General features: G+C 66.1%; 29 protein-coding genes. 24 read left to right on the top strand and 5 right to left on the bottom strand.

Annotated elements, in window-relative coordinates; genetic code table 11:
- Positions 1-167: 167 nt before the first annotated feature.
- From parE to QP045_RS09665, 3 genes are all read right to left on the bottom strand, one after another.
- Positions 168-2,150 (bottom strand): DNA topoisomerase IV subunit B, encoded by a 1,983-nt coding sequence (gene parE, locus QP045_RS09675; protein ID WP_422514773.1) that lies wholly within the window; start codon positions 2,148-2,150, stop codon positions 168-170.
- A gap of 51 nt (positions 2,151-2,201) precedes the next feature.
- On the bottom strand, positions 2,202-3,209 hold the full coding sequence (locus QP045_RS09670) for an alpha/beta fold hydrolase (protein ID WP_422514772.1): 1,008 nt from the start codon (positions 3,207-3,209) through the stop codon (positions 2,202-2,204).
- Positions 3,210-3,287: 78 nt separating this feature from the next.
- Positions 3,288-4,025 (bottom strand): GcrA family cell cycle regulator, encoded by a 738-nt coding sequence (locus tag QP045_RS09665; RefSeq protein WP_422514771.1) that lies wholly within the window; start codon positions 4,023-4,025, stop codon positions 3,288-3,290.
- A 69-nt stretch (positions 4,026-4,094) separates the two neighbouring features.
- Between QP045_RS09665 and QP045_RS09660 the strand changes: the two genes are divergently transcribed.
- From QP045_RS09660 to QP045_RS09640, 5 genes are all read left to right on the top strand, one after another.
- On the top strand, positions 4,095-4,937 hold the full coding sequence (locus tag QP045_RS09660; protein WP_422514770.1) for an ABC transporter permease: 843 nt from the start codon (positions 4,095-4,097) through the stop codon (positions 4,935-4,937).
- A gap of 127 nt (positions 4,938-5,064) precedes the next feature.
- Complete coding sequence (locus QP045_RS09655) at positions 5,065-6,255, top strand: aspartate aminotransferase family protein (RefSeq protein WP_422514769.1); 1,191 nt, start codon at positions 5,065-5,067, stop codon at positions 6,253-6,255.
- Positions 6,256-6,345: 90 nt separating this feature from the next.
- Complete coding sequence (gene argF, locus QP045_RS09650) at positions 6,346-7,272, top strand: ornithine carbamoyltransferase (RefSeq protein ID WP_422514768.1); 927 nt, start codon at positions 6,346-6,348, stop codon at positions 7,270-7,272.
- A 171-nt stretch (positions 7,273-7,443) separates the two neighbouring features.
- Positions 7,444-8,355 (top strand): Hsp33 family molecular chaperone HslO, encoded by a 912-nt coding sequence (locus QP045_RS09645; protein WP_422514767.1) that lies wholly within the window; start codon positions 7,444-7,446, stop codon positions 8,353-8,355.
- A 154-nt stretch (positions 8,356-8,509) separates the two neighbouring features.
- On the top strand, positions 8,510-8,863 hold the full coding sequence (locus QP045_RS09640) for a DUF3617 domain-containing protein (RefSeq protein WP_422514766.1): 354 nt from the start codon (positions 8,510-8,512) through the stop codon (positions 8,861-8,863).
- Positions 8,864-8,982: 119 nt separating this feature from the next.
- Here the strand turns inward: QP045_RS09640 and QP045_RS09635 are convergent, their stop codons facing one another.
- Complete coding sequence (locus QP045_RS09635) at positions 8,983-10,275, bottom strand: M28 family peptidase (protein WP_422514765.1); 1,293 nt, start codon at positions 10,273-10,275, stop codon at positions 8,983-8,985.
- A gap of 46 nt (positions 10,276-10,321) precedes the next feature.
- A complete protein-coding gene (locus tag QP045_RS09630; RefSeq protein WP_422514764.1) occupies positions 10,322-10,777 on the bottom strand; it encodes a universal stress protein in 456 nt (151 codons plus the stop codon).
- Positions 10,778-10,902: 125 nt separating this feature from the next.
- On the opposite strand from QP045_RS09630, the gene QP045_RS09625 reads away from it, so the two are divergent.
- From QP045_RS09625 to rpsC, 19 genes are all read left to right on the top strand, one after another.
- Positions 10,903-12,219, top strand: a complete 1,317-nt coding sequence (locus tag QP045_RS09625) for a pyruvate dehydrogenase complex dihydrolipoamide acetyltransferase (RefSeq protein WP_422514763.1) — start codon at positions 10,903-10,905, stop codon at positions 12,217-12,219.
- Between the two features lie 40 nt (positions 12,220-12,259).
- Complete coding sequence (locus QP045_RS09620) at positions 12,260-12,481, top strand: hypothetical protein (RefSeq protein WP_422514762.1); 222 nt, start codon at positions 12,260-12,262, stop codon at positions 12,479-12,481.
- A complete protein-coding gene (locus QP045_RS09615; RefSeq protein ID WP_422514761.1) occupies positions 12,474-12,863 on the top strand; it encodes an acyl-CoA thioesterase in 390 nt (129 codons plus the stop codon). Before QP045_RS09620 ends, QP045_RS09615 begins: the two co-directional genes overlap by 8 nt.
- Before the next feature lie 26 nt (positions 12,864-12,889).
- On the top strand, positions 12,890-14,290 hold the full coding sequence (gene lpdA / locus QP045_RS09610; protein ID WP_422514760.1) for a dihydrolipoyl dehydrogenase: 1,401 nt from the start codon (positions 12,890-12,892) through the stop codon (positions 14,288-14,290).
- A gap of 103 nt (positions 14,291-14,393) precedes the next feature.
- A complete protein-coding gene (locus tag QP045_RS09605; RefSeq protein WP_422514759.1) occupies positions 14,394-14,717 on the top strand; it encodes a hypothetical protein in 324 nt (107 codons plus the stop codon).
- Positions 14,718-14,804: 87 nt separating this feature from the next.
- A complete protein-coding gene (locus QP045_RS09600; protein ID WP_422514758.1) occupies positions 14,805-15,410 on the top strand; it encodes a DUF4142 domain-containing protein in 606 nt (201 codons plus the stop codon).
- 133 nt (positions 15,411-15,543) lie between these two features.
- A complete protein-coding gene (locus tag QP045_RS09595; RefSeq protein ID WP_422514757.1) occupies positions 15,544-16,863 on the top strand; it encodes an amidohydrolase family protein in 1,320 nt (439 codons plus the stop codon).
- A 229-nt stretch (positions 16,864-17,092) separates the two neighbouring features.
- Positions 17,093-17,464: a 30S ribosomal protein S12 gene (gene rpsL, locus QP045_RS09590; protein WP_086129340.1), complete on the top strand. Its 372-nt coding sequence runs from the start codon at positions 17,093-17,095 to the stop codon at positions 17,462-17,464.
- 101 nt (positions 17,465-17,565) lie between these two features.
- Positions 17,566-18,036 carry a 30S ribosomal protein S7 gene (gene rpsG / locus QP045_RS09585; protein WP_422514756.1) on the top strand — a complete coding sequence of 157 codons (471 nt, stop codon included), beginning with the start codon at positions 17,566-17,568 and terminating at the stop codon, positions 18,034-18,036.
- A 96-nt stretch (positions 18,037-18,132) separates the two neighbouring features.
- Positions 18,133-20,208 (top strand): elongation factor G, encoded by a 2,076-nt coding sequence (fusA, locus tag QP045_RS09580; protein WP_422514755.1) that lies wholly within the window; start codon positions 18,133-18,135, stop codon positions 20,206-20,208.
- Positions 20,209-20,284: 76 nt separating this feature from the next.
- On the top strand, positions 20,285-21,481 hold the full coding sequence (gene tuf, locus QP045_RS09575; RefSeq protein WP_422514754.1) for an elongation factor Tu: 1,197 nt from the start codon (positions 20,285-20,287) through the stop codon (positions 21,479-21,481).
- A gap of 236 nt (positions 21,482-21,717) precedes the next feature.
- Entirely contained in the window at positions 21,718-22,026 is a 309-nt protein-coding gene (gene rpsJ, locus QP045_RS09570; protein WP_033921125.1) for a 30S ribosomal protein S10, read from the top strand.
- Positions 22,027-22,333: 307 nt separating this feature from the next.
- Positions 22,334-23,083 (top strand): 50S ribosomal protein L3, encoded by a 750-nt coding sequence (rplC, locus tag QP045_RS09565; protein WP_422514753.1) that lies wholly within the window; start codon positions 22,334-22,336, stop codon positions 23,081-23,083.
- A 2-nt stretch (positions 23,084-23,085) separates the two neighbouring features.
- On the top strand, positions 23,086-23,712 hold the full coding sequence (gene rplD, locus QP045_RS09560; protein ID WP_422514752.1) for a 50S ribosomal protein L4: 627 nt from the start codon (positions 23,086-23,088) through the stop codon (positions 23,710-23,712).
- Complete coding sequence (locus tag QP045_RS09555) at positions 23,705-24,025, top strand: 50S ribosomal protein L23 (protein WP_422514751.1); 321 nt, start codon at positions 23,705-23,707, stop codon at positions 24,023-24,025. The genes rplD and QP045_RS09555 overlap by 8 nt, the downstream gene beginning before the upstream one ends.
- A complete protein-coding gene (rplB, locus tag QP045_RS09550) occupies positions 24,025-24,873 on the top strand; it encodes a 50S ribosomal protein L2 (RefSeq protein WP_422514750.1) in 849 nt (282 codons plus the stop codon). The genes QP045_RS09555 and rplB overlap by 1 nt, the downstream gene beginning before the upstream one ends.
- 4 nt (positions 24,874-24,877) lie before the next feature.
- Positions 24,878-25,156: a 30S ribosomal protein S19 gene (gene rpsS, locus QP045_RS09545; protein WP_422514749.1), complete on the top strand. Its 279-nt coding sequence runs from the start codon at positions 24,878-24,880 to the stop codon at positions 25,154-25,156.
- On the top strand, positions 25,156-25,533 hold the full coding sequence (gene rplV, locus QP045_RS09540) for a 50S ribosomal protein L22 (RefSeq protein ID WP_422514748.1): 378 nt from the start codon (positions 25,156-25,158) through the stop codon (positions 25,531-25,533). The genes rpsS and rplV overlap by 1 nt, the downstream gene beginning before the upstream one ends.
- Entirely contained in the window at positions 25,533-26,243 is a 711-nt protein-coding gene (gene rpsC, locus QP045_RS09535) for a 30S ribosomal protein S3 (RefSeq protein ID WP_422514747.1), read from the top strand. The genes rplV and rpsC overlap by 1 nt, the downstream gene beginning before the upstream one ends.
- The last annotated feature ends 2 nt before the right edge of the window (positions 26,244-26,245 follow it).

The raw sequence follows: 26,245 nt of genomic DNA, 5'->3' as shown, positions 1-26,245 counted from the left end.
CGCGCCATGGCGCCAGCGATCGATCCGCAACCGCTCAACTCACATCAAGTAAGGCGAAGGCAGGCTTAGTCCCGTCGTCACATGCAGTTCGCAACATCGCAAGACCTCGCCGTGGGGAGTCCAGATGTTGAGGCTATCAAGTCTATGGCCTTGCTGTCACCTGCATTTCAGGCGTCGATGACTTCTTCGTCCAGCCGTGCCGCATTCTCCTGGATAAAGGCGAAGCGGTGGGCGGGATTGTTGCCCATCAGGCGGTCGACCAGATCCTTTACGCCTGCGCGCTCCTCATATTCCTGGGGCAGGGTGATGCGGATCATTGAGCGCGTCTTGGGGTCCATGGTGGTCTCGCGCAGCTGCATGGGGTTCATCTCGCCCAGGCCCTTGAAGCGAGCGACCTCGACCTTCTTGCCCTTGAACACCGTGCGCTCCAGCTCGGCGCGGTGCGCGTCGTCGCGGGCGTAGAGGCTCTTGGCCCCCACCGTCAGGCGATAGAGCGGCGGCTGGGCCAGGAACAAATGCCCCTGCCGCACCAGCTCCGGCATCTCCTGGAAGAAGAACGTCATCAAGAGCGTGGCGATATGCGCCCCGTCGACGTCCGCATCGGTCATGATCACGATGCGTTCGTAGCGCAGGTGGCTGGGGTCGCAGTCCTTGCGCGTGCCGCAGCCCAGCGCCTGGATCAGGTCTGCGATCTCCTGGTTTGCCAGGATCTTCGCGCTGGTGGCGCTGGCCACGTTCAGGATCTTGCCGCGGATCGGCAGGATCGCCTGGGTCTTGCGGTCGCGGGCCTGCTTCGCGCTGCCGCCGGCCGAGTCGCCCTCGACGATGAACAGCTCGGTCCCCTTGGGATCGTCGGCGGCGCAGTCGGTGAGCTTGCCCGGCAGGCGCAGCTTGCGTGCGGAGGTCGCCGTCTTGCGCTTGACCTCGCGCTCCTGCTTGCGGCGCAGGCGCTCGTCCATGCGCTCCAGCACATAGCCGAGCAGCGCCTTGCCGCGCTCCATGTTGTCGGAGAGATAATGGTCGAAATGGTCGCGCACCGCCTTTTCAACCAGCGCCGTGGCGTCGGGGGAGGTCAGCCGGTCCTTGGTCTGGCTCTGGAACTGCGGATCGCGCACGAACACCGACAGCATCAGCTCCGAGCCCGTCAGCACGTCGTCGGCGGTAAGGTCCTTCGCCTTCTTCTGCCCGACCAGCTCGCCAAAGCCGCGCAAGCCCCGCACGAGCGCCTGGCGCAGGCCCTGCTCATGGGTGCCGCCATCGGGCGTCGGGATGGTGTTGCAGTACCAGCTGTAGCTGCCGTCCGACCACAGCGGCCAGGCGACCGCCCACTCGACGCGACCCTGCGAATCCGGGAATTCCTGCGCACCCGCGAAGAAGTCGGACGTCGCGCATTCGCGGCCGGCGACCTGCTCGCGCAAATGGTCGGCGAGGCCGCCCGGGAACTGGAACACTGCCTCCGCCGGTGTGTCGTCGGTGATCAGCGAGGGGGCGCAGTGCCAGCGGATCTCGACGCCGGCGAACAGATAGGCCTTGGACCGGGCGAGCTTGTACAGCCGCGCGGGCTTGAACAGCATGTCGCCAAAGATTTCGGTGTCCGGCGTGAACGTCACTGACGTACCGCGCCGGTTGGGGGCGGCGCCGACCTGCTCGAGCGGCCCCAGCGTCTGCCCGCGGGCGAACCGCTGGCGATAAAGCTGCCGGTCGCGCGCGACCTCTACCACCGTGTCAGACGACAGCGCGTTGACGACGCTGATGCCAACGCCGTGCAGACCGCCCGACGTCGCATAGGCCTTACCCGCGAACTTGCCGCCCGAGTGCAGGGTGGAGAGGATCACCTCCAGCGCGGACTTGTCCGGAAAGCGCGGGTGCGGATCGACCGGAATGCCGCGACCATTGTCGACGATGGTCAGGCGATTGCCTTCCTCCAGCGTGACTTCGATCCGGGTGGCATGTCCCGCCACCGCCTCGTCCATCGCATTGTCGAGCACTTCGGCCGCGAGATGGTGCAGCGCGCGCTCGTCGGTGCCGCCGATGTACATGCCGGGCCGGCGGCGAACCGGCTCCAGGCCCTCGAGCACCTCGATCGACGAGGCGTCGTAGCTGTTGTTGGGGGTGGTCGTGGAGGGGGAAGCGAACAGGTCTTCTGCCATGGAACAGCTATAGTACGCGGAACGGGCGCGCGCAAAGCAAGCCGGCCATGATCAGTTCCGAATCGCGTGGGCGAGCGCGCGGTGGAAGGTCGCGGGGTCCTCCACCATCGGCGCGTGGCCCAGGGTGGGCAGCCGCACCAGCCGTGCGCTGGGAAACGCCTTCACCGCGGATTCCGCCGCCTGGGGCACCGTGCGAACCTTCGCCCGCAGCGCTTCCGGCGCCGTGTTCGCGCGGAACGCGGTCTTGTCGAGCTGGCCAATGATGAGCGTGACCGGAACGCCGACGCGCGGCAGTTCGGCCGCCACGGGCTGGGTCTCGATCATGTCGGAAAGCCGGGCCTGCGCCTCGCGCACCCTGGCGCCGTCGGCGCTCGCATATTGCCCGGCCAGCATCGCCACCCACCGGTCATAGGCGGGGCGCCACCGGCCGTTGTAATAGTTGCGCAGCTGATAGGCCTTGATCGAGCCCGCGCTGGTCTTCGCCTCCTCCGCGCGCAGGCCGTCCAGCGGCGTGTAGGGCACCCCTTCCGCAAGCGTGTCGTTGAGGCCCAAAGGGTTTACCAGCACCAGCTGCGACACGCGGCTGGGGTAGAGCAGGGCAAAGCGGGTCGCCAGCACGCCGCCGGTGGAATGGCCGACCATCACCACCCGCCCGGTGCCCGCACGGTCGAGCAGCGCCGCCGTCAGGTTGGCGAGCGCATGGAAGCTATACTGAAAACCCTCGGGCTTCGAGGATTTGCAAAAGCCGATCTGGTCGGGGGCGATCACGCGATAGCCGCGTGCGGCAAGATCGCGGATGGTCTCGCCCCACGTCGCCGCACAGAAGTTCTTGCCGTGGAGCAGCACCACGGTGGTGCCGTTCGATGCCGCTATCGGCGCCACGTCGAGATACGCCATCCGCACCGGCGCACCCTGCGCGCGCGTTTCGAACCAGCGGACCGGATAGGGATAGTCGAAGTGCTCCAGGTCGGCGCCGATGTCCGGTCCCGCGGCCAGTGCCGGCGGGGCCAGCGGCGCGCCCAGCAGCGCCAGCGTCATCATCCAACCGAATCGCCGCATCCCCCGCTCCCCTGTCGCCGACCCAAACGAGATCGCCCCGGAAGCAGCTTCCGGGGCGATCCATGTCTCAACCTTCGATCAGCGCACCCGCGGGCCGCCATAGGGCAGCGGCGGCGGCGGACGGCGGTCGCGGCGCGGCAGCTGCGCCTGATAGGCGTGGCCGCAATGCGCGACGCAATAGGGGAAACCGGGGTTCACCTTGTCGCCGCAGAAGTGAAAGTCCGGCTCACCCGGATGCCCGATCGGCCACTTGCAGATGCGGTCGTTGAGGTCGAGCAGCGTCGTCTTGCCGGCGATCGCGTCGCTGGGCCGCGCGGGCACCAGCCGGCGCGGCGGCGCGGGCGTGATCGGGGCGCTGTTCTCGCCCGGGTTCTGGCGGAGGAACCCGCCGGGGCCGACCGAGCGCATCGTGACTTCGGGGCGCGACGGCGCCGGTGCGGGCGCTGCATCGTCGTCTTCCTCGACGGCATCCTCTGCCTCGATCTCGGCGGGGGCGGCGCGCACGGGCTCAGGCTTGGCGACAGGCGCTGCCTTGACCGGCTCCGGCGCAGGGGCGGGAGCCGCCTCGACCTGCTCGACCACCGGTGCCTCTGGCGCCGGTGCGGCAGCGGGTGCCGCCGCGGCTGCGGCCGCCTTCTTCGCCTCGGGATCATGGGCGCGGACCGGCGAGGGGCGCGACTGGAGACCCAGGCGATGGGCCTTGCCGATCACCGCGTTACGGCTGATGCCGCCCAGTTCCTCGGCGATCTGGCTCGCCGTCTGCCCGGCCTCCCACATCTTGCTCAGCTTGGCGATGCGTTCGTCGGTCCAACTCATTCGTCGTCATTCCCCACTCGTGTTCAGGCGCGGGTTGCGGGCCGCAGCGCCAGCGACTAGGCGGCGCCTATGGCCGATCAGCCCCCCGCACCCGAAAACAGGATGTCCGACCCTGGTGTTCCAGTCATCCGGAACGTCAACTGGGGCGGCTTGCGTGCCCTCTATATCAAGGAGGTGCGCCGTTTCTTCAAGGTGCAGCTCCAGACGATCTGGGCGCCGGCCATCCAGACCCTCCTGTATCTGGTGGTGTTCACCACCGCATTGGGCGCTCGCGGAGCTGTCCCGGTAGGGGACGGGACCGTCGCCTTTGCCGATTTCCTGGCGCCGGGCCTGATCGTGATGGGCATGCTCACCAACGCCTATGCCAACGCCAGCTTTTCGCTGCTGGTGGGCAAGATGCAGGGCACGATCGTCGATTACCTGATGCCGCCGCTGTCGACGGGGGAGCTGCTCGCGGCGCTGACCGCCGGCGCGGTCACGCGTGCATTCCTGGTCGGGGGTGCGGTGTGGCTCGCGATGGCGTTCTGGCCGGGCGTGCACGTGACGCCGCAGCATCTGTGGGCGATCCTGTGGTTTGGCCTGCTGGGCTCGATCTTCCTCGCGCTGATCGGCGTGCTGACGTCGATCTGGGCGGAGAAGTTCGATCACGCGGCCGCGGTCCAGAATTTCGTGGTCGGGCCGCTGACCCTGTTGTCGGGCACCTTCTATTCGGTCGACCGTCTGTCGCCGACCTTCCAGGCGATCAGCCACGCCAACCCCTTTTTCTACATCATCTCGGGCTTCCGCTACGGCTTCATCGGCACCGCCGATTCGCCCGTCCTGGTCGGCAGCCTGTTCATCCTGGCCGCGGACGTGGTGCTCGCCGTCATCGCCTATCGGCTGCTTGCGATCGGGTGGAAGACCAAGAGCTGAGCCTGCCCGCAGACCGATGGTGTTGACCGGCATCGCCGGTCGCGCGTAGAGCAATGCAAGGGCGGCCTGGCTGGGCCGCCCTTTCGCGTTTCTGGAGCTTTTTGCTCAGTCTGAAGGAGGCCGTTCGATGTCGATCACCGCGCTCATGCCCGTCTACCCACGGTGCGGTGTGCGCCCGGTGCGAGGCGAGGGCAGCTATCTCTTCTCCGAAGACGGCACCCGCTATCTCGATTTCGCCGCCGGCATCGCCGTCAACGCGCTCGGGCACGGTCACCCGCATCTCGTAAAGGCGATCGCCGATCAGGCCGCCACGCTGATGCACGTGTCTAACCTTTATGGCAGCCCGCAGGGTGAGGCGCTGGCGCAGCGCATCGTCGACAACAGCTTTGCCGACACCGTGTTCTTCACCAACTCGGGTGCCGAGGCGGTCGAGTGCGCGATCAAGGCGGCGCGCCGCTATCACTTTGCCAACGGCAATCCGCAGCGGCACAAGCTCATCACCTTCCAGAACGCCTTCCACGGGCGCACGCTCGGCGCGATCTCGGCGACCGACCAGCCCAAGATGCGCGACGGGTTCGAGCCGCTCTTGCCGGGCTTCGACTATGTGCCGTTCAACGACCTGGAAGGCGCGCTCGCCAAGATCGACGACGAGACCGCCGGCTTCCTGGTCGAGACGATCCAGGGCGAGGGCGGGCTGATGGCCGCGACGCCGGAGTTCCTCCAGGGCCTGCGCAAGGCCTGCGACGAACACGGCCTGCTGCTGGTGCTGGACGAAGTGCAGTGCGGCTATGGCCGGACCGGCACCTTCTTCGCGCACGAGCAATATGGCGTCACGCCCGACATCATGTCGGTGGCGAAGGGTATTGGCGGCGGCTTTCCGCTGGGCGCCTGCCTCGCGACCGAGGAAGCGGCCAAGGGCATGGTCTTTGGCACCCACGGCTCGACCTATGGCGGTAACCCGCTGGCGATGGCGGCGGGCCAGGCCGTGCTCGACGTGATGCTGGAGCCGGGCTTCCTCGATCATGTGAAGCAGATGGGTGAGCGCCTCCGCTCGGCGCTCGAGCAGATGATCCCCAACCACGACCATCTGTTCGAGGAAGTTCGCGGCAAGGGGCTGATGCTCGGCATCAAGCTCAAGGCCGATGCTCGCGAGTTCGTGGCGCATCTGCGCGACCATCACCAGCTGCTGACCGTATCGGCGGGTGGCAACGTCGTCCGCGTGCTGCCGCCGCTCGTGATCGACGAGAGCCACATCGCAGAGGCGGTGGAAAAGCTCTCTGCCGGTGCGCGCACCTTCGTGCCGCTCGCCGACGATTGATCCGTACCGCCTGACCATCGATCCGTCCGGCCCGACGGCGCGCTCCTCCGACGGAGCGGGCCGCGGGCGCGACATCCAGGGGCCTTTGCCATGACCCAGACCCGTCACTTCCTCGACCTCTCCTCCGCCGGTGCCGACGGCATCGCCGCGATGCTTGCCGACGCGCTGGACCGCAAGCAGGCCCGCGCCGGCTTTCCCAAGGGGCGCGCCGACGCCGACGCGCCGCTTGCCGGCTACACGCTGGCGATGGTGTTCGAGAAGTCCTCGACCCGCACGCGCGTCTCGTTCGACATGGCCATGCGCCAGCTCGGCGGGACCGCGGTGATCCTCGACAGCGCGACGACTCAGCTCGGCCGTGGCGAGACGGTGGCCGACACCGCGCGCGTGCTCTCGGGCTATTGCGACGCCATCATGGTGCGCACCGACGATCACGCCAAGCTGGCGGAAATGGCGGCCTATGCGAGCGTGCCCGTCATCAACGGCCTCACCGACAATTCGCACCCCTGCCAGATCATGGCCGACCTGCTGACGGTGATCGAGGCCGGACAGGCGCTGCCCGGCAGTAAATGGGCATGGCTGGGCGATGGCAACAACGTGCTCCACTCGATCATCGAGGCAGGCGCGCTGATGCACTTCGACGTGGTGGCTGCATGTCCCGAGGGCTTCGATCCCGCGCCCGAGGTGCTGGAGGCAGCCGGCGCCCGCGCGCGGATCTCCCGCGATCCCATCGAGGCAGTGACCGGCGCCGACGTGATCGTCACCGACACCTGGATCTCGATGGGACAGGCCCATGCCGAGGCGAAGCTCGCGGCAATGGCGCCCTTCCAGGTTACCGAGGCGCTGATGGCGGCGGCCAAGCCCGACGCCAAGTTCCTCCATTGCCTGCCCGCGCACCGCGGCGAGGAAGTGGTGCCGGCCGTGATCGACGGGCCGCAGTCGCTGATCTGGCCGGAGGCGGAGAACCGCCTGCACGCGCAGAAGTCGGTGCTGCGCTGGTGCTTCGGCCAGATCGGCTGAGGCGCAAGGGCGCGGCGGCGCGGCGAACATTGCCGAACGCGCCGCGCTTCCTATCTTAGCGCAGTATCCACGAGCGCCGTTTCGCCCCGCCACCGGGGCCGCTCTTCTTCTCCCATGCGGGCGGAAGGGGAAGGGCAGGGCTCGCACAGCTCAGCCCGAACGGTAAACGACATGCAGGAACCCACCGTCCCCGATTTCGACCGCGCGATCGGCTTCACCATTCCCGACCAGGACGCCCGCGGCCGGCTGACTCGGCTGGGTCCGGTGCTCAATTCGATTCTCTCGGCCCATGCCTACCCGCCCGCGATCGAAAAGCTGCTGGCCGAGGCGCTTGCGCTGACGGCGCTGCTCGGCTCCACGCTGAAGGGGGAGGACGGCCAGCTCACGCTCCAGGCACAGACCGAAAGCGGCGTGATCCGGCTGATGGTCTGCGACTTCAAGGGCGGCGAGCTGCGCGGCTATGTGGACTATGACGCAGAGCGGCTCGCCGCACTGCCCGAGGAGCCCACGCTGTTCGCGCTGTTCGGCAAGGGCTATCTGGCGATCACCTTCGACCAGGCGGTCACCGGCGAGCGCTATCAGGGCATCGTTCCGCTCGACGGCGAATCGCTGGGCGCTGCCGCCGAAAGCTACTTCCTGCAGTCGGAACAGATCCCCAGCCTCGTGCGGCTGGCCGTCGGCCACGATGCCGAGGGCCGGTGCATTGCCGGCGGCCTGTTCCTGCAGCACCTGCCCGATGGGGAGGAGGGGCGCGATCGCCTCCACACCCGGCTCGATCATCCGCAGTGGCAGCATGTCGAGGCGCTGGGCGCGACCATGGGTGCCGATGAACTGACCGACACCGCGCTTCCGCTGGAAACGCTGATCTGGCGGCTGTTCAACGAAGAGCGCGAAGTGCGCGTGCTCAGTGACCTCAAGTTGTCGCGCGGCTGTCGCTGCGACGTCACCTATATCCAGGAGGTGCTGGCCCGCTTCCCGGAAGAGGAGCGTCGCGAGATGGCGGATGAAAATGGCCTGATCACGGTCGACTGTGCCTTTTGCGCCACCAAATTCCCGGTGTCGTTCGAGGCGATCGCTTCCTGACAATGTTGCAACAGCGGCAGTCGCTCCCCACATCCGCCGCGGGGGCGCTGCCGCTGCGGCGGTAAACAGAAGGTGGCGTATGAGGGGTGGGGGCGCAGGTCGCGCCATGGCGTTCGCATTGGCGGCGGGGCTTTGCTCTGTGTCGGCCGTAGCGTTGGCGCCGGGTCCTGGGTTGAAGGCAACCCAGTCGATTGAATCCGGACAGTGGCTGGTACGGGAACGCGGCGAAAAGACCGGCGGGCAGAACCTCTGCCTGCGGGACGTGTCGGCTCTGGTTCAGCTGAAGCATGCGGGCGCGCAATGCTCCCGCTTCGTCATCGATGACCAGCCCAATCGGGCAACGGTGCACTATACCTGCCCGGGTGCCGGGCATGGTCGCACGACGATCACGGTGGATACCTCCCATTCGATCACCGTGGAGACCCAGGGGATCGCGTCGGGCCTGCCGTTCCAGGACGAATTTACCGTCCGCCGGGTCGGAAGTTGCCGGTCGGGCCGCAGCCGTTAAGCCTGGGTTTATACTGGCCCGTTCATACCCCAGGGCGCCGGTTTCCGGCGCATGTTTCCCTAAACAACATGGTGCCTCGGGCCGCTTTTAGCGGCCCGTTCTTTGCCGGGTACGCTGCCTCAGCCGCGTGGCGCTCGCCCGGCAAAGCTCACCAGGCTCTCGCTGCCATCCTTCGCCAGCGCCGACACCCCGACGAAATTGTCGTCGACGATCACGCCTTTCAGCACATGGCTCGTGCCCTGCACATCGACGGCGTCGGACCAGTCCTGCGCGTCGTTGCGACGCCAGCGGACGCGATAGCCCGCCGCCCCGGCAACCGGCTGCCACCGCACATTGGTATCGGTGCTGAGCGCGCCCGCGATCGATACGCCTTCGGGCGCGGCGGGCGCCGCCGCCAGCCGGGCGAGCGTGGCGACGTTCAGCGCCGTCACCTTCGCCAGATAGGGGAAGTCCATCCGGTCCACGGTGTCGCCATAGACGCGACCCTGTTCGGTCCGCAGGTTCTGGTGCTGCGCGTCGTAATTCTCGACTCCGACTGAGAAGCGCACCGCCGGATAGCCCAGCTTCAGGAAGGGCTCGTGGTCGCCGCCGCGGCCGAAGCGATCGGGCCGCCGCTCCAGCACGGCATCGACGCCGCCCGGCACGGTCCCGGCAAGCCCGTCGATCGCCTTGGCGAGCGACCGGCTGGGGCCGTCATCCTCGCCACCGGCGGCGCGGCGCGCTATCTGCTGCTCGAGTGATTCGGAGCTGCGGATCCCTTCGGAAAAAACGCGCACGCGATCCGCCACTCGGCGGCCGTCGACCCCCACGGTGTTGCCGACGATGTCGTTGTTGAGCACTGCGCTGACCGTCCAGCCGCGTTCCCGCGCCGTATCCGCCAGCAACTCGCCGCCCCACAGCCCCTGCTCCTCGCCGGAGAGCGCTGCATAGATGATGGTCGCGTCGAACTTTTCCTTGGACAGGATGCGCGCCGCCTCCAGCACCAGCGCTACGCCCGATGCGTCGTCATTGGCGCCCGGAGCATCGCTGGTGATGTCCATGACGTCCGTCACGCGGCTGTCGATATGGCCCATCACGATCACGACGCGCTTGGGGTCGCGGCCCTGCTGGAACCCGAGCACGTCGACCACCTGCACGCCGTTCGGTGCGCGCGGGCCGGTGAAGTTGCGGGCGATGTTGGCGACCGTGATGCAGCCGCCGCACGCCTGGCCGATGCGGTCCATCTCGTTGGCGAACCAGCGCCGCGCCGCGCCGATGCCGCGTACCGGATCGTCCGGGGAGGACAGGGTGTGGCGGGTCCCGAACGACACCAGTTTCTCGACATCGGCCTTCAGGCGTTCGGGCCTCGGGGCCTCCCGCGCGGCGGCAGGGAGGGAGAGCGCCAGCAGCGGCAGCAGGAAAAGGGTTCGCATGGCGCAGGGTGTGGCCGCGATTGCGCGGCGGCTCAAGCGCGGTGTTTCAGCTCAGCCGATCGATCGCGTCCCGGTCCAGGCTGCCCGGGATGATCATCACGGGAACCGGCAGCGTCCCCGCGTCGGTGCCCGAAAAGTGGCTGACCAGCGGCCCCGGCGCGCCGCTGGCCGCTGCCCCCAGCACCAGTGCGGCGATGTCGGGGTTGCTCGCGATCATCTCGCGCACGATCGCGGGGCCGTCGCCTTCGCGCACGGTGAGGGCGGGTTTGAGGCCCGATTCCTCCAGCAACGTACCGGCTGCGGCCGCGACCAGCCCCTGGGCGCGCTGCTGCGTTTCCTGTTCCATGGTCGCCATGACGCCACCCCACTGGACGAACTCCGGCCGCTCGATCAGCGCCAGGATTTCAACGGAACCGCCGGTCTTCACCGCACGACGCGCGGCAAAGCGCAGCGCGATCTGCGATTCCGGACTTTCGTCGATTACGACCAGATATGTACGCATCGAAAACGCTCCCCTTTGGTTTCAAGCGTGACGGCACGGCAGCGTTCGCGCAAGTCCACGGGGTTGACCGGTGCGGCTGTGACGGCAAAGGAAGGGCAGAGCCCCGAGAGGATCCAGCTGTACCCATGTCGATCGAAATCAAGATGCCCGCGCTTTCCCCCACCATGGAGGAGGGAACCCTCGCCAAGTGGCTGGTGAAAGAGGGCGACACCGTTCGTTCTGGCGACCTGATGGCGGAGATCGAAACCGACAAGGCCACGATGGAGTTCGAGGCGGTCGACGAAGGTGTCATCGCCAAGATCCTGGTGCCCGAGGGCTCGGACAATGTGAAGGTCGGCACGGCCATCGCGATCCTCGCGGCTGAGGGTGAGGACCCCAGCTCGGTGGAGGCACCGGCAGCGGCAGCGCCTGCGCCGGCGGCAGCACCCGCTCCGGCGGCGGCTCCGGCCCCTGCCGAGGCAAAGGCCGAAGCCAAGCCCGCTGCCGCACCGGCAGCCCCGGCCAGCAGCGGCAGCCGCGTGAAGGCAAGCCCGCTCGCCCGTCGCCTCGCCGCCGAAAAGGGTATCGACCTCGCAGCGCTTGCGGGCTCCGGCCCGAACGGCCGCATCGTGAAGGCCGACGTCGAGAGCGCGAAGCCCGGCCAGGCCGCACCGGCAGCCTCTGCGGCCGGCACCGCGGCTCCCGCGGCGAGCGCCCCCGCCGGTGGTGCTACGCCAAGCCAGGAGACCAAGGCGGTTTGGTACGACGAATCGATCCCGCACGAGGTTTCGAAGCTCTCGAACATCCGCAAGACCATCGCGCGCCGCCTCACCGAGTCGAAGCAGACGGTCCCGCACATCTATCTGACCGTCGACGTCCGTCTCGACGCGCTGCTCAAGCTGCGCGGCGAGCTCAACAAGAGCCTCGAGGCGCGCGGCGTGAAGCTGTCGGTCAACGACCTGCTCATCAAGGCGCTCGGCGTCGCGCTCGAGCAGAGCCCGAAGTGCAACGTCACCTTCCTGGGCGACCAGCTGGTCAGCTACAGCCGCGCCGACGTGTCGGTCGCGGTCTCCACGCCCAGCGGCCTGATCACGCCGATCATCCGCGACGCCGCGTCGAAGGGCCTGGCCCGCATCTCGACCGAGATGAAGGACCTCGCTTCGCGTGCGAAGGACAACAAGCTCAAGCCCGAGGAATATCAGGGCGGCACCGCCAGCCTGTCGAACATGGGCATGTTCGGGATCAAGCAGTTCGAAGCGGTCATCAATCCGCCGCAGGGCATGATCCTGGCGATCGGCGCGGGCGAGAAGCGCCCGTACATCGTCGACGATGCGCTCGGCGTCGCAACCGTGATGACGGCGACCGGCAGCTTCGATCACCGGGCGATCGACGGGGCCGACGGCGCCGAAATGCTCAAGCTGTTCAAGCAGCTCGTCGAACAGCCGATGGGCCTGCTTGCTTGATGTCCCGGCGCAGCCGGACGGAACTGGGCGGAGCGCGTCGATGAAGATGCGAATGGCGATCGAGGTGGCGCAGATCCTGCTCAGTGCGGCCGCGGTCGTGGGCGTGGGCATGCTCTCCGCCTGGTCCTACCGTCCGGCGCGCGATGACATCGAGCTGGTCACCATCGGCGCGCTGGTCGTGGTCCTCGTGCTCGGCATCCGCCAGATGCAGCGCGCGGTCGCGGAATATCGTGCGGATGCAGGGGGTCCGGCACATGACTGACATGCCGCCCGCCAGCCATCTCGCGCTGCGCGTCACCGCCATGCCCGCCGACGCCAATCCCTACGGGGACATCTTCGGCGGCTGGCTGATGAGCCAGATGGACATGGCGGCTGGGCTGGTCGCGGCGCGCCACGCCCGCGGTCGTGCCGTCACCATCGCGGTCGAGGGGATGAAATTCCACGCCCCCGTCGCGGTTGGCGACGAGGTGTCGGTCTATGCCGAACTGGTGAAGACCGGTCGCACCTCGATGACGATCGAGGTCGAGGCCTGGCGTCGCGGACGCCACGTCGAGCAACAATGCCGGGTGACCCAGGCGCGCTTCGTCTTCGTCGCGATCGACGAGGAGCGGCGCCCGCGCCCGATCAACACCGTACAACCATAAGAATCGCAGAACGGAAGCACCAAGTCATGGCTGAAACCTACGACCTCATCGTTCTCGGCTCGGGGCCGGGTGGCTATGTCGCTGCGATTCGTGCGGCCCAGCTCGGCCTCAAGACCGCGATCGTCGAGCGCGAGCTGTTGGGCGGCATCTGCCTCAACTGGGGCTGTATCCCGACCAAGGCGCTGCTGCGCTCGGCCGAGATCTTTCACTATATGCAGCATGCCAAGGACTATGGCCTCGCTGCCGACAAGATCAGCGCGGACCTGGATGCGGTGGTGAAGCGCTCGCGCGGCGTCGCCAAGCAGCTCAATCAGGGCGTCACGCACCTGATGAAGAAGAACAAGATCGCCGTCCACATGGGCACCGGCAAGCTGACCGGGAAGGGCAAGCTGACCGTCACCGACAAGGACGGCAAGGCGACCGAGCTCTCGGCCAAGAACATCATCGTTGCGACCGGCGCCCGCGCCCGCGACCTCCCGAACCTGCCCGCCGACGGCAAGCGCGTGTGGACCTATCGCCACGCGATGACGCCGTCCGAGATGCCCAAGAAGCTGCTGGTCATCGGATCGGGCGCGATCGGCATCGAATTCGCGAGCTTCTACAACGACATGGGCTGCGAAGTTACCGTGGTCGAGATGATCGACCGCATCGTGCCGGTCGAGGATGCCGACGTGTCCGCCTTCCTCGAGAAGTCGCTCACCAAGCAGGGCATGAAGATCCTGACCGGTGCCAAGATCGACAAGATCTCGGCCGATGCGAACAGGGTGAAGGCGACCATCACCGGCAGGGACGGCAAGGCGTTCGACGGCGAGTACAGCCATGTCATCGTCGCGATCGGCATCGTTCCGAACACCGCGGACATCGGCCTCAAGGAACTGGGCGTCGCGATGAACGACCGCGGCTTCCTGGAGACGGACGCCACCTGCAAGACCAACGTCGACGGGATCTGGGCGATCGGCGACATCACCGCGCCGCCCTGGCTCGCCCACAAGGCCAGCCACGAGGGCGTGATCGCGGTAGAGGCGATTGCGGGCAAGCACCCGCACGCGATGGACGTGCGCAACATCCCGGGCTGCACCTATTGCCACCCGCAGATCGCCAGCGTCGGCCTTACCGAGGCGAAAGCCAAGGAAGCCGGCTACGAAGTGAAGGTCGGCAGCTTCCCCTTCATCGGCAACGGCAAGGCGATCGCGCTGGGCGAGGCCGAAGGCTTCATCAAGACGGTGTTCGATGCCAAGACCGGCGAGCTGCTCGGCGCCCATATGGTCGGTGCCGAAGTGACCGAGATGATCCAGGGCTACACCATCGGCAAGACGCTCGAGACCACCGAGGCCGAGTTGATGGAAACCGTCTTCCCGCACCCGACCATTTCCGAGGCGATGCACGAGAGCGTGCTCGCCGCCTATGGTCGCGCGCTGCACATTTGATGGTTCGGGCGGGCGGTCATGGGGCCGCCCGCCCAATTCCTCAGGTCGGCCGGGGAACGGCTTTCGCACAAGGCACGTTCTTGCCCCGCGAAGGAGACCTGTCATGAACAAGTCTGTTCCGATGCTGATGTTGCCCCTCCTCCTGTTGGCGGGGGCATGTGCCGACGAAGTTCCGGTCACCAACGACGGCGACGTCGTGCTCAACGACAGTTACGACAACATGGCGTTCTCGAACGACGGCGAGGATCCGGCGAACGCAGCGGGCAGCGGCGGGACGACCGATGGCACCATGACCGGCGACCATGCCATGGACGGGCACGACATGAACGGCCACGTCATGGCCGGGAACAGCATGGACTCCAGCGGCACCATGTCCGCGGGGAATATGACTACCCCGCCGGCCGATGGCGCTGCGCAAAATCCCTGATCTCACCCATTTCCTGCGCCGAGCCGTTGCCACGCAATGGAACGGGCGCGGTCGCACGGCGTTGCAATTCCCCGAAGGAGAGAGTGCATGAAGAAGATTCTGCTGATGGGCGCGGTGATGCCGGCGCTGATCGGTCTCGCCGCGTGCGGAGACCGGACGACCACGAACAACAGCGACACCGTGATTGCTGACGGCACCACCAACGACATGGTGCTCGGCGATGAGACGCTGGCCAACGATACCATGGCCACCGATGCCAATGTTGCGGATGCGGCAGGGATGACGGCGCAGGTCTTTGCCAACACTATGGCAGCAAGCGACCAGTTCGAAATCGAATCGGGCAAGCTCGCGCAGGACAAGGCGACCACGCCGGCCCTCAAGAGCTTCGCCGCGCAGATGGTGAAGGATCACACCGCCTCCACCGCCAAGCTCAAGACCGCCGCTGCCGCCGCCAATGTGACGCCCGCCCCGGCGCTCACTGCCGAGCAGAACGCGAACCTGGCAGCGCTGCGCACGGCCACCGGCGCCGAGTTCGATGCCGCCTACAAGCAGCAGCAGGTCGCCGCGCACCAGCAGGCACTCGCGACGCTCCAGGGCTATGCAGCGAACGGCGAGGCCGCCTCGCTCAAGACCTTTGCAGCCGACACGGCCAAGGTGGTCGAGGGCCATCTGAAGGAAATCCAGGCGATGTAATCGCCGGTGGGGGGCGCGGGCATCTGGCTCGCGCCCCCTGCATCCTGTTGCCCCATCTTTTCTCCCGGACGGATTGACCGCACCCGCCGCTGGCCCGACCAAGAGGGCCGAGCATGAACAGGGGGGGGCGGCAATGCGGAACTTCGGGGTGGCGACTGCAGTCGCCTTGGCGGCCTTAGGCTCGCCTGCATTCAGCCAGACCAGCGCGCCCAGGCCGAAGCCGAAGAGCGTCGTCGTCACCGCCGACCACATGCTCGATGTCGAGACCGGGCGGCTGCTGGATCAGCCGGTGGTGGTGATCACGAACGGGCGAATCGTCGCGGTGGCATCCGGAAGCGCGCGACCGGCAATTCCGGCGGGCGCGACTCGCATCGACCTTCCGGGCAAGACGATCGTGCCGGGGCTGATCGATATGCACGTCCACCTGACCAGCAATCCCAAATACGGCGGCTACACCGGCCTCCAGTTCACCGACAGCTTCTGGGTGGCCCAGGCCGCGGGCAATGCCGAAAAGACGCTGCGCGCGGGCTTCACCACGGTCCGCAATGTTGGTTCCGACAATTACGCCGACGTCGGGCTCAAGCAGGCGATCGAGGAAGGCTGGATCGCCGGGCCGCGCATCGTCCCTGCCGCCTATGCGCTGGGTGCGACCGGGGGCCATTGTGACGAGACCTTCCTGCCGCCGTCGTTCCAGCGGCGCTCGCCCGCGATGGGCGACAGCCCTGAGGAGCTGAAGAAGCGGGTACGCGAGCAGCGCAAATACGGCGCGGAGGTGATCAAGGTCTGCGCCACCGGCGGCGTCTTCTCCCGCAATACCGAGCCCGGCGTGCAGCAGCTCCACGACGACGAACTGAAGGCGATCGCCGACGAAGCCCATTTCTGGAAGCTCAAGGCGGCCGCCCACGCGCATGGGGCCGAGGGGATTAAGGCGGCGATCCGTGCGGGCATCGACACGATCGAGCATGTCAGCCTGATCGACGACGAGGGCATTCGCCTGGCGAAGGAGCGCGGCACCTGGCTGGGCTTCGACGTCTACAACACCGAATATACCCTGGCCGAAGGGGCGGCGAACGGTGTCCTGGAGGAGAATATCGCCAAGGAGCGCCGCATCGGCACGCTTCAGCGCCAGAATTTCGCGAAGGCGGCAAAGGCGGGCGCGCGGATGATCTTTTCCACCGACGCAGGCATCTATCCGCATGGCGACAATGCCCGGCAGTTCGCCGTGATGGTCCGCTTCGGCATGACGCCGCTGGACGCGATCCGTACCGCTACCTGGAACGCCGCGCAGGCGCTCGGCCGGGAAGGGGACGTCGGCGCGATCTCGGTCGGTCGCTATGGCGACCTCGTCGCCGTCGACGGCGATCCGACCCGCGACATCACTTTGCTGGAGCGTCCGGCCGCCGTCATCAAGGGCGGGCGACTGGTTGCGGAGGCCGGCGCCGCAGCGCGATAGGAGGGGGCGGCGATCGCCCCCGATGCCCCCGGGCACGGCATTGACCGGGGGCAGGCGAACCCGTATAGCGCCGGCCGTTCAATGGGATGGTTCCGGTTTTCGGTCCGACCTGCTGGGCAGAGCTGAACGTTGTTGGAGACCTAAGGCCCCGGGGCGTCTCGCCGCGTGGCCTTTGTGCATTTCCTGTCACGACTCCGGCAAAGTAACCGTTTGAAAGGTGAAGGGCTTCATGCCGACGATCAACCAGCTGGTCCGCAAGGGCCGCGAACTGCAGAAGACCAAGTCCAAGGTCCCTGCGATGGAGCAGAATCCGCAGAAGCGCGGCGTCTGCACCCGCGTGTACACGACGACCCCGAAGAAGCCGAACTCGGCTCTGCGCAAGGTGGCCAAGGTTCGCCTGACCAACCAGCGCGAAGTCATTTCGTACATCCCGGGTGAGGGCCACAACCTGCAGGAGCACTCGGTTGTGCTCATCCGCGGCGGCCGTGTGCGCGATCTTCCGGGCGTGCGCTACCACGTGCTGCGCGGCGTGCTCGATACGCAGGGTGTCAAGGACCGTCGTCAGTCCCGCTCGAAGTACGGCGCCAAGCGTCCGAAGTGATCGGACGTTAGTCCGATCATCCCGGCTTCGGCCGGGATCCATACAGATGGAGTAAGCCCCGGACAGGTTCCGGACCAGCTGAAGCATAAAGGAAGAAATTCATGGCACGTCGTCGTCGTCCCGAAAAGCGGGAAATCCTGCCTGATCCCGTATACGGGGATGAGGTTCTTTCGAAGTTCATGAATTCGGTGATGCTGGACGGCAAGAAGTCCGTCGCCGAAGCCATTGTCTATGGTGCGTTCGAGACCATCGAGGCGCGTGCCAAGCGTGACCCGATCGGCGTCTTCCACGACGCGCTCGGCAACGTGAAGCCGGGTATCGAAGTCCGCAGCCGCCGCGTCGGTGGTGCGACCTACCAGGTTCCGGTCGAAGTCCGTCCGGAGCGTGCACAGGCGCTCGCGATCCGCTGGCTGATCGCCTCGGCTCGTAACCGCAGCGAGAATACCATGGCTGCCCGTCTCTCGGGCGAGCTGATGGATGCGGCCAACAACCGCGGCAACGCGGTCAAGAAGCGCGAAGACACGCACCGCATGGCGGAAGCGAACCGCGCCTTCTCGCACTACCGCTGGTAACAGCGGGTCCGGCGGTCTTCCGCTGGCATCCTGTACGACCTATATGATGGGGAGCCGGGCCAACCGGCTCCCCACATCGCTTGAGGAAGATCGATCATGGCCCGCAGCCATCCGCTCGAGAAGTATCGCAACATCGGCATCATGGCCCACATCGATGCCGGCAAGACGACCACGACCGAGCGCATTCTTTATTACACCGGCAAGTCCTACAAGATCGGCGAGGTCCACGAGGGCACCGCGACCATGGACTGGATGGAGCAGGAGCAGGAGCGCGGCATCACGATCACGTCGGCCGCGACGACCTGCTTCTGGAACGACCACCGCATCAACATCATCGACACCCCCGGGCACGTCGACTTCACCATCGAAGTCGAGCGTTCGCTTCGCGTGCTCGATGGTGCGATCACCTGCTTTGACGGCGTTGCCGGCGTTGAGCCGCAGTCCGAGACCGTGTGGCGCCAGGCTGACAAGTACAACGTCCCGCGGATGTGCTTCGTCAACAAGCTGGACCGCACCGGTGCGAATTTCGAGCGTTGCGTCGAGATGATCAAGGACCGCCTGGGCGCCCGCCCGGCCGTCCTGTACCTCCCGATCGGCATCGAGAGCGGCTTCAAGGGCCTCGTCGACCTGGTCGAGAACCGTGCGATCGTGTGGCTCGAAGAGTCGCTCGGCGCGAAGTTCGAGTATCAGGACATCCCGGCCGAGCTCGCCGACGCCGCAGCCACTGCACGCAGCGAGCTGATCGAGATGGCGGTCGAGCAGGACGATGCCGTCATGGAAGCGTATCTGGAGGGCAATGAGCCCGACGTCGCGACCCTGAAGGGCCTGATCCGCAAGGGCACGCTCAGCTCGTCCTTCGTTCCGGTGCTGTGCGGTTCGGCGTTCAAGAACAAGGGCGTTCAGCCCCTGCTCGACGCCGTGATCGACTATCTCCCGTCCCCGCTCGACGTTCCGGCCATCAACGGCCTGAAGCTCGACGGCGAGACTGAGGACAAGCGCGAAGCAAGCGACGAAGCGCCGTTCAGCGCGCTGGCGTTCAAGATCATGAACGATCCGTTCGTGGGTACGCTGACCTTCGCCCGCATCTACTCGGGCAAGCTGGAGACGGCGTCTTCGGTCCTGAACTCGGTGAAGGACAAGAAGGAAAAGGTTGGCCGCATGCTGCTGATGCATGCGAACGACCGCGAGGACATCCAGGTGGCCTATGCCGGCGACATCGTCGCTCTGGCGGGTCTGAAGGACACCACGACCGGCGATACGCTGTGCGCCCAGAACGCACCGATCATCCTTGAGCGCATGGAGTTCCCGGACCCCGTCATCGAGGTGTCGGTGGAGCCGAAGACCAAGGCGGACCAGGAGAAGATGGGCGTCGCGCTCAATCGTCTGGCACGCGAGGACCCGTCGTTCCGCGTTTCGACCGACCATGAATCTGGCCAGACCATCCTGAAGGGGATGGGCGAGCTCCACCTGGAGATCATGGTCGATCGCATGAAGCGCGAGTTCAAGGTCGACGCGAACGTGGGTGCTCCGCAGGTTGCGTATCGCGAGTATCTGGCGAAGCCGGTCGAGCTGACCTACACCCACAAGAAGCAGTCGGGTGGTTCGGGCCAGTTCGGTGAAGTGAAGGTCCAGGTGAAGCCGGGCGAGCGTGGCTCGGGCTTCCAGTTCTTCGACGAGATCAAGGGCGGTAACATTCCGCGCGAGTATATCCCGTCGGTGGAAAAGGGCTTCCGCGAGACCGCACAGACGGGTTCGCTGATCGGCTTCCCGATCATCGACTTCGAAGTGCACCTGGTCGACGGTAAGTACCATGACGTCGACTCGTCGGCGCTGGCGTTCGAAATCTGCGCGCGTGGCGCGATGCGTGAAGCGGCCCAGAAGGCCGGCATCAAGCTGCTCGAGCCGGTCATGAAGGTCGAGGTCGTTACGCCGGAGGATTACCTGGGCGACGTCATCGGCGACATGAACAGCCGTCGTGGCCAGATCCAGGGCACCGACAGCCGCGGCAACGCGCAGGTGGTCGAGGCGATGGTGCCGCTGGCCAACATGTTCGGCTATGTGAACCAGCTCCGCTCGTTCACCCAGGGCCGCGCGCAATACTCGATGCAGTTCTCCCATTACGACGAAGTGCCGCAGAACGTGGCCGACGAAGTGAAGGCGAAGCTGGCGTAACTTCCAAACAGCCGCTATGGGGCCGCGTTCGCGTGGCCCCTGATGCGGCAGCGGATTCGAATCAGAAGGTAGGAAAATGGCAAAAGCGAAATTCGAGCGGAACAAGCCGCACCTCAACATCGGTACCATCGGCCACGTCGACCACGGCAAGACGTCGCTGACCGCTGCGATCACGAAGATCCTGGCTGAGAACGTTGCGGGTAACGCTGCGGTCGACTTCGCCAACATCGACAAGGCTCCGGAAGAGCGCGAGCGCGGCATCACGATCTCGACCGCACACGTCGAGTACGAGACCGACAAGCGCCACTACGCGCACGTCGATTGCCCGGGCCACGCTGACTATGTGAAGAACATGATCACCGGTGCGGCGCAGATGGACGGCGCCATCCTGGTGGTTGCCGCGACCGACGGCCCGATGCCGCAGACCAAGGAGCACATCCTGCTCGCTCGCCAGGTTGGCGTGCCGACCATGGTGGTCTTCCTCAACAAGGTCGACCTCGTCGACGACGAGGAAATCCTTGAGCTGGTCGAAATGGAAATCCGTGAAGAGCTCTCCAAGCGTGAGTTCGACGGCGACAACATTCCGATCATCCGTGGCTCGGCGACCGCAGCTCTCTCGGGCTCGGACGACAAGCTCGGCAAGGACGCGATCCTGGCCCTCATGGCAGCAGTCGACGAGTCGATCCCGCAGCCGGAGCGTCCGCTCGACAAGCCGTTCATGATGCCGATCGAAGACGTGTTCTCGATCTCGGGTCGCGGCACCGTCGTCACCGGCCGCGTCGAGACCGGCGTCGTCAAGGTTGGCGAAGAAGTCGAGATCGTCGGCATCCAGGAGTCGGTCCGCAAGACCGTCGTCACGGGCGTTGAAATGTTCCGCAAGCTGCTCGACCAGGGCCAGGCTGGCGACAACATCGGCGCGCTGATCCGCGGCGTGGGCCGTGAAGAAGTTGAGCGTGGTCAGGTTCTGGCCAAGCCGGGTTCGATCAAGCCGCACACCGACTTCCAGTCGTCGGTGTACGTGCTGTCGAAGGACGAGGGTGGCCGTCACACGCCGTTCTTCGCCAACTACCGCCCGCAGTTCTACTTCCGCACCACGGACGTGACCGGCACGATCGAGCTGCCGGAAGGCACCGAGATGGTCATGCCGGGCGACGAAGTTGCACTGGGCGTCAAGCTCATCGCACCGATCGCGATGGACGTTGGTCAGCGCTTCACCATCCGTGAGGGCGGTCGTACCGTCGGCGCGGGCGTGGTCAGCGAAATCAACAAGTAAATCGCCTTCCAGCGATAAACAGCCGCTCGGCACCCCAAAAAGGGGTGTCGGGCGGTTGCCTTTTTATAGAGGCCTCTGTAAGGGCGGCCTTCCAGTTTTTTTGAGTTTCGGCTCTTTCTCCGCCATCCCGGTTTCGACCGGGATCTCAACCCGCCGGCGCATGAGCCTGCGGCACGAGCCCTCAGCTTTGGCTGGGGTGACGGCCGGGGCCGTCACCATTTCGCATCGGTAGGGATATGGACAACAACATCCGCATTCGCCTGAAGGCGTTCGACCATCGTGTGCTCGACCAGGCAGCCGGCGACATCGCCGACACTGCGCGTCGTACGGGTGCCCTGATCCGCGGTCCGATTCCGCTGCCCACGCACATCGACAAGTTCACCGTGAACCGCGGTCCGCACATCGACAAGAAGTCGCGTGAGCAGTTCGAGACCCGCACCTACAAGCGTCTCCTCGACATCGTGCAGCCGACCCCCCAGACCGTGGACGCGCTGATGAAGCTCGACCTCGCCGCTGGCGTTGACGTCGAGATCAAGCTGGCGTAATGCGCCGGCACCGCGACGCTTGGTGATTCCACCGGGCGTCGCGCTTTCGCTTCCCGCGGCTAAGTCGCGGTAGAGGCTGGGAAAGCGCCTACGGGATACCGAACGGCAGGCGATCTTCTGATCAATGCCGTTGTCCGCGTCCCCGCTATCGAGGAAAAGCGGACGGTTCGACCGTCGTTTCCCTCGATGACCGGCCCTGGCGGGGGCGTTTGTCGTGAGGGCTGGGGCTCCGGAGCGTGAAAGCGGCCGGGGCCTTTTTCGTTGGCAAGCTCGCCGGGATGGCGAGCCTCTGTTGGAGGAGTAGGTCATGCGCACTGGCGTGATCGCTAAGAAGATGGGAATGACCCGGTTGTTCCAGGACGACGGGCGCCACGTGCCCGTTACGGTTCTGGCACTGGAAGACGTGCAGGTCGTCGCCCGCCGTGAGATGGATCGTGACGGTTATGTCGCGGTGCAGATCGGTGCCGGCGCTGCCAAGGCGAAGAACGTCGCCAAGCCGCAGCGCGGCCATTTCGGCAAGGCCGAAGTCGAGCCGAAGTTGGAGCTCTGCGAGTTCCGCGTCGCCGACGACGCGCTGCTGGATGTCGGCGCTACGATCTCTGCCGACCATTTCGTCGCTGGCCAGCTGGTCGACGTGTCGGGCAAGACCCAGGGTAAGGGTTTCGCCGGCGGCATGAAGCGCTGGAACTTCGGCGGTCTGCGCGCGACGCACGGCGTCTCCGTGTCGCACCGTTCGCTCGGTTCGACCGGTCAGCGTCAGGATCCGGGTCGCGTCTTCAAGAACAAGAAGATGGCCGGCCACATGGGTGACCGCAATCGCACCCAGCAGAACCTCGAGATCGTCTCGACGGACGCTGAGCGCGGGCTGATCTTCGTCAAGGGTTCGGTTCCCGGGCACAAGGGCAGCTGGCTGATCGTCAAGGACGCGGTGAAGGTCGCGCGCCATGCCGAGGCCCCGTATCCCGCCGGCCTGAAGGCCGTCGCCAACAGCAACGAAACCCCGGCCGAGGCGCCCGCACAGGCGGCTCCCGAGGCGACCGAAGGCCAGGAGGGCTGAACGTGAAGGTCAAGGTACAGACCCTCGACGCCGCCGAGAGCGGCGACATCGAGCTGAAGGACGAGGTGTTCGGCGTCGAGCCGCGTGCCGACATCCTGCACCGCGTCGTGACGTGGCAGCTGGAAAAGCGTCGCGGCACTGCTCGCGGCACCCGTGAGCGTGCCGATGTTGCACGCACCGGCAAGAAGCTCGGTCGCCAGAAGGGCGGCGGCGTCGCTCGTCACGGCGATCGTCGCGCTCCGATCTTCGTCGGCGGCGGTAAGGCACACGGTGCTCGTGTTCGCGACTTCAATCCGTCGCTGAACAAGAAGATCCGCGCGCTCGGCCTCCGCATGGCGCTGTCGAGCCATGCCAAGGCGGGTTCGCTGATCGTCGTGGACGGCCTCACGGTTGAGGACGGCAAGACCAAGGCACTGACCGGCACCCTGTCGAAGCTCGGCTTCGGCAAGACCGCGCTGGTGATCGACGGCGACGCCGTCGAGACGAGCTTCGCGCTTGCTGCTCGCAACCTGCGTGCAGTGAACGTGCTGCCGGCCGGTGGCGCCAACGTCTACGACATCCTGAAGCATGACACGCTGGTGCTCACCCGCGCCGCTGTCGAGAAGCTGGAGGCGCGCTTCCATGGCTAAGCAGCCGACCAAGGCGGTGGACATCCGTCACTACGACGTGGTGCTCGCGCCCCACATCACCGAGAAGTCGACCCTGGTGTCGGAGCAGAACGCGGTTGTGTTCAAGGTGGCCAAGGACGCCACCAAGCCCGAGATCAAGGCGGCCGTTGAAGCGCTGTTCGACGTAAAGGTCACCGGCGTGAACACGATCGTCGTCAAGGGCAAGACGAAGCGTTGGAAGGGCGAGCCCTACAAGCGCACCGACATCAAGAAGGCGATCGTCACCCTGGCCGAAGGCCAGTCGATCGACGTAACGCAGGGGACCATGGCATAATGGCACTCAAGCATTACAACCCGACCTCGCCGGCGCGTCGTGGACTCGTCCTCGTCGACCGTTCGGGTCTGTTCAAGGGGCGCCCGGTAAAGGCGCTCACCGAGGGCAAGACCAAGACCGGCGGCCGTAACAACAAGGGTCACGTCACCTCGCGCGGCATCGCCGGCGGTCACAAGCAGCGCTATCGCATCGTCGATTTCAAGCGCCGCCTGTGGGACGTCGAGGGCACCGTGGAGCGGATCGAATATGATCCCAACCGCACGGCGTTCATCGCGCTCGTCAACTATGGCGAGATCGACGGCAAGCCGAGCCTGGCCTACATCGTCGCACCGCAGCGCCTCGGCGTTGGCGACAAGGTGATCGCCGCTCGCAAGACCGACGTGAAGCCGGGCAACGCGATGGAGCTGGGCCAGGTGCCCGTCGGCACCATCGTCCACAACGTCGAGATGAAGCCCGGCAAGGGCGGTCAGATCGCACGTTCGGCCGGCACCTATGTGCAGGTCGTGGGCCGCGACAAGGGCATGGTCATCGTCCGCCTGAACTCGGGCGAGCAGCGCTACATCCGTGCAGAGTGCATGGCGACGGTCGGTGCGGTTTCGAACCCGGACAACCAGAACCAGAACCTCGGCAAGGCTGGTCGTACCCGCTGGATGGGCAAGCGCCCGCTGACCCGCGGTGTTGCGAAGAACCCGGTCGACCACCCGCATGGCGGTGGTGAAGGCCGGACCTCGGGCGGCCGTCATCCGGTCACCCCGTGGGGCAAGCCGACGAAGGGTGCGCGCACTCGTCACAATAAGTCGACCGACAAGATGATCATCCGGTCGCGTCACGCGAAGAAGAAGGGCTGATAGAATGGCTCGTTCTGTTTGGAAGGGCCCGTTCGTCGAACTGAGCCTGCTGAAGAAGGCGGAGGCCGCACAGGAAGCCGGTTCGCGCTCTGGTCCGATCAAGACTTGGTCGCGTCGCTCGACGATCCTGCCGCAGTTCGTCGGCCTGACGTTCAACGTGTACAACGGTCGCAAGTTTGTGCCGGTGTCGGTCAACGAGGAAATGGTGGGCATGAAGCTCGGCGAGTTCGCTCCCACCCGCTTCTTCCCCGGCCACGCCGCCGACAAGAAGGGTAAGCGCTGATGAGCAAGCAGGCAGCCCCCCGCCGCGTGGGCGACAAGGAAGCTCTGGCCGTCGCCACCCAGGTGCGCGGTTCGGCCCAGAAGCTGAACCTCGTCGCTGGTCTCATCCGCAACCGCACTGCCGGTGAAGCGATGAACATCCTCGCCTTCTCCAAGAAGGCGATGGCGGTCGACGTCCGCAAGTGCCTCGCTTCGGCGATCGCGAATGCGGAGAACAACCACAACCTCGACGTCGACGCTCTCGTCGTGAAGGAAGCTTCGGTCGGCAAGTCGATCACCATGAAGCGGTTCGCTACCCGCGGCCGTGGTAAGTCGACGCGCATCCTGAAGCCGTTCAGCCGCGTGCGCATCGTCGTAGCCGAGGTGGAGGAAGCGTAATGGGTCAGAAGAGCAACCCCATCGGTCTGCGTCTGCAGATCAACCGCACCTGGGACAGCCGCTGGTTCGCGGAAGGCCATGACTATGGTCGTCTGCTGCTGGAGGATCTCAAGATCCGCAAGTACATCGTCGAGACGCTGCCGCAGGCAGCCATCTCGAAGGTGGTGATCGAGCGTCCGGCCAAGCTGTGCCGCGTGTCGATCTATGCGGCCCGTCCGGGCGTGATCATCGGCAAGAAGGGCGCCGACATCGAGAAGCTTCGCAAGAAGCTGTCCGCGATGACCTCGTCCGACGTGTCGCTGAACATCGTCGAGATCCGCAAGCCCGAGATCGACTCCAAGCTGGTGGCACAGGGTGTCGCGGATCAGCTCGAGCGTCGTATCGCGTTCCGTCGCGCCATGAAGCGTGCGGTGCAGTCGGCTCTCCGTCTGGGCGCCGAAGGCATCCGGATCACCTGCGCAGGCCGTCTCGGCGGCGCCGAAATCGCACGTACCGAATGGTACCGCGAGGGTCGGGTTCCGCTGCACACGCTGCGTGCGAACGTCGACTATGCAGAGGCCGAGGCGCACACCGCCTATGGCGTCTGCGGCGTCAAGGTGTGGATCTTCAAGGGCGAGATCCTGGGTCATGATCCCATGGCGCAGGACCGGCTGATGATGGAGGCCCAGACCTCCGGCGTGCGCCCGGCGCGCGATGACCACCGCCGCTAAGG

The organism is Sphingomonas sp. 3-13AW (genome assembly GCF_049311085.1).
Lineage (GTDB): Bacteria > Pseudomonadota > Alphaproteobacteria > Sphingomonadales > Sphingomonadaceae > Sphingomonas.
The sequence above is the reverse complement of the archived record's forward strand: the minus strand, read 5'-3'. Positions and strand labels throughout refer to the sequence as shown.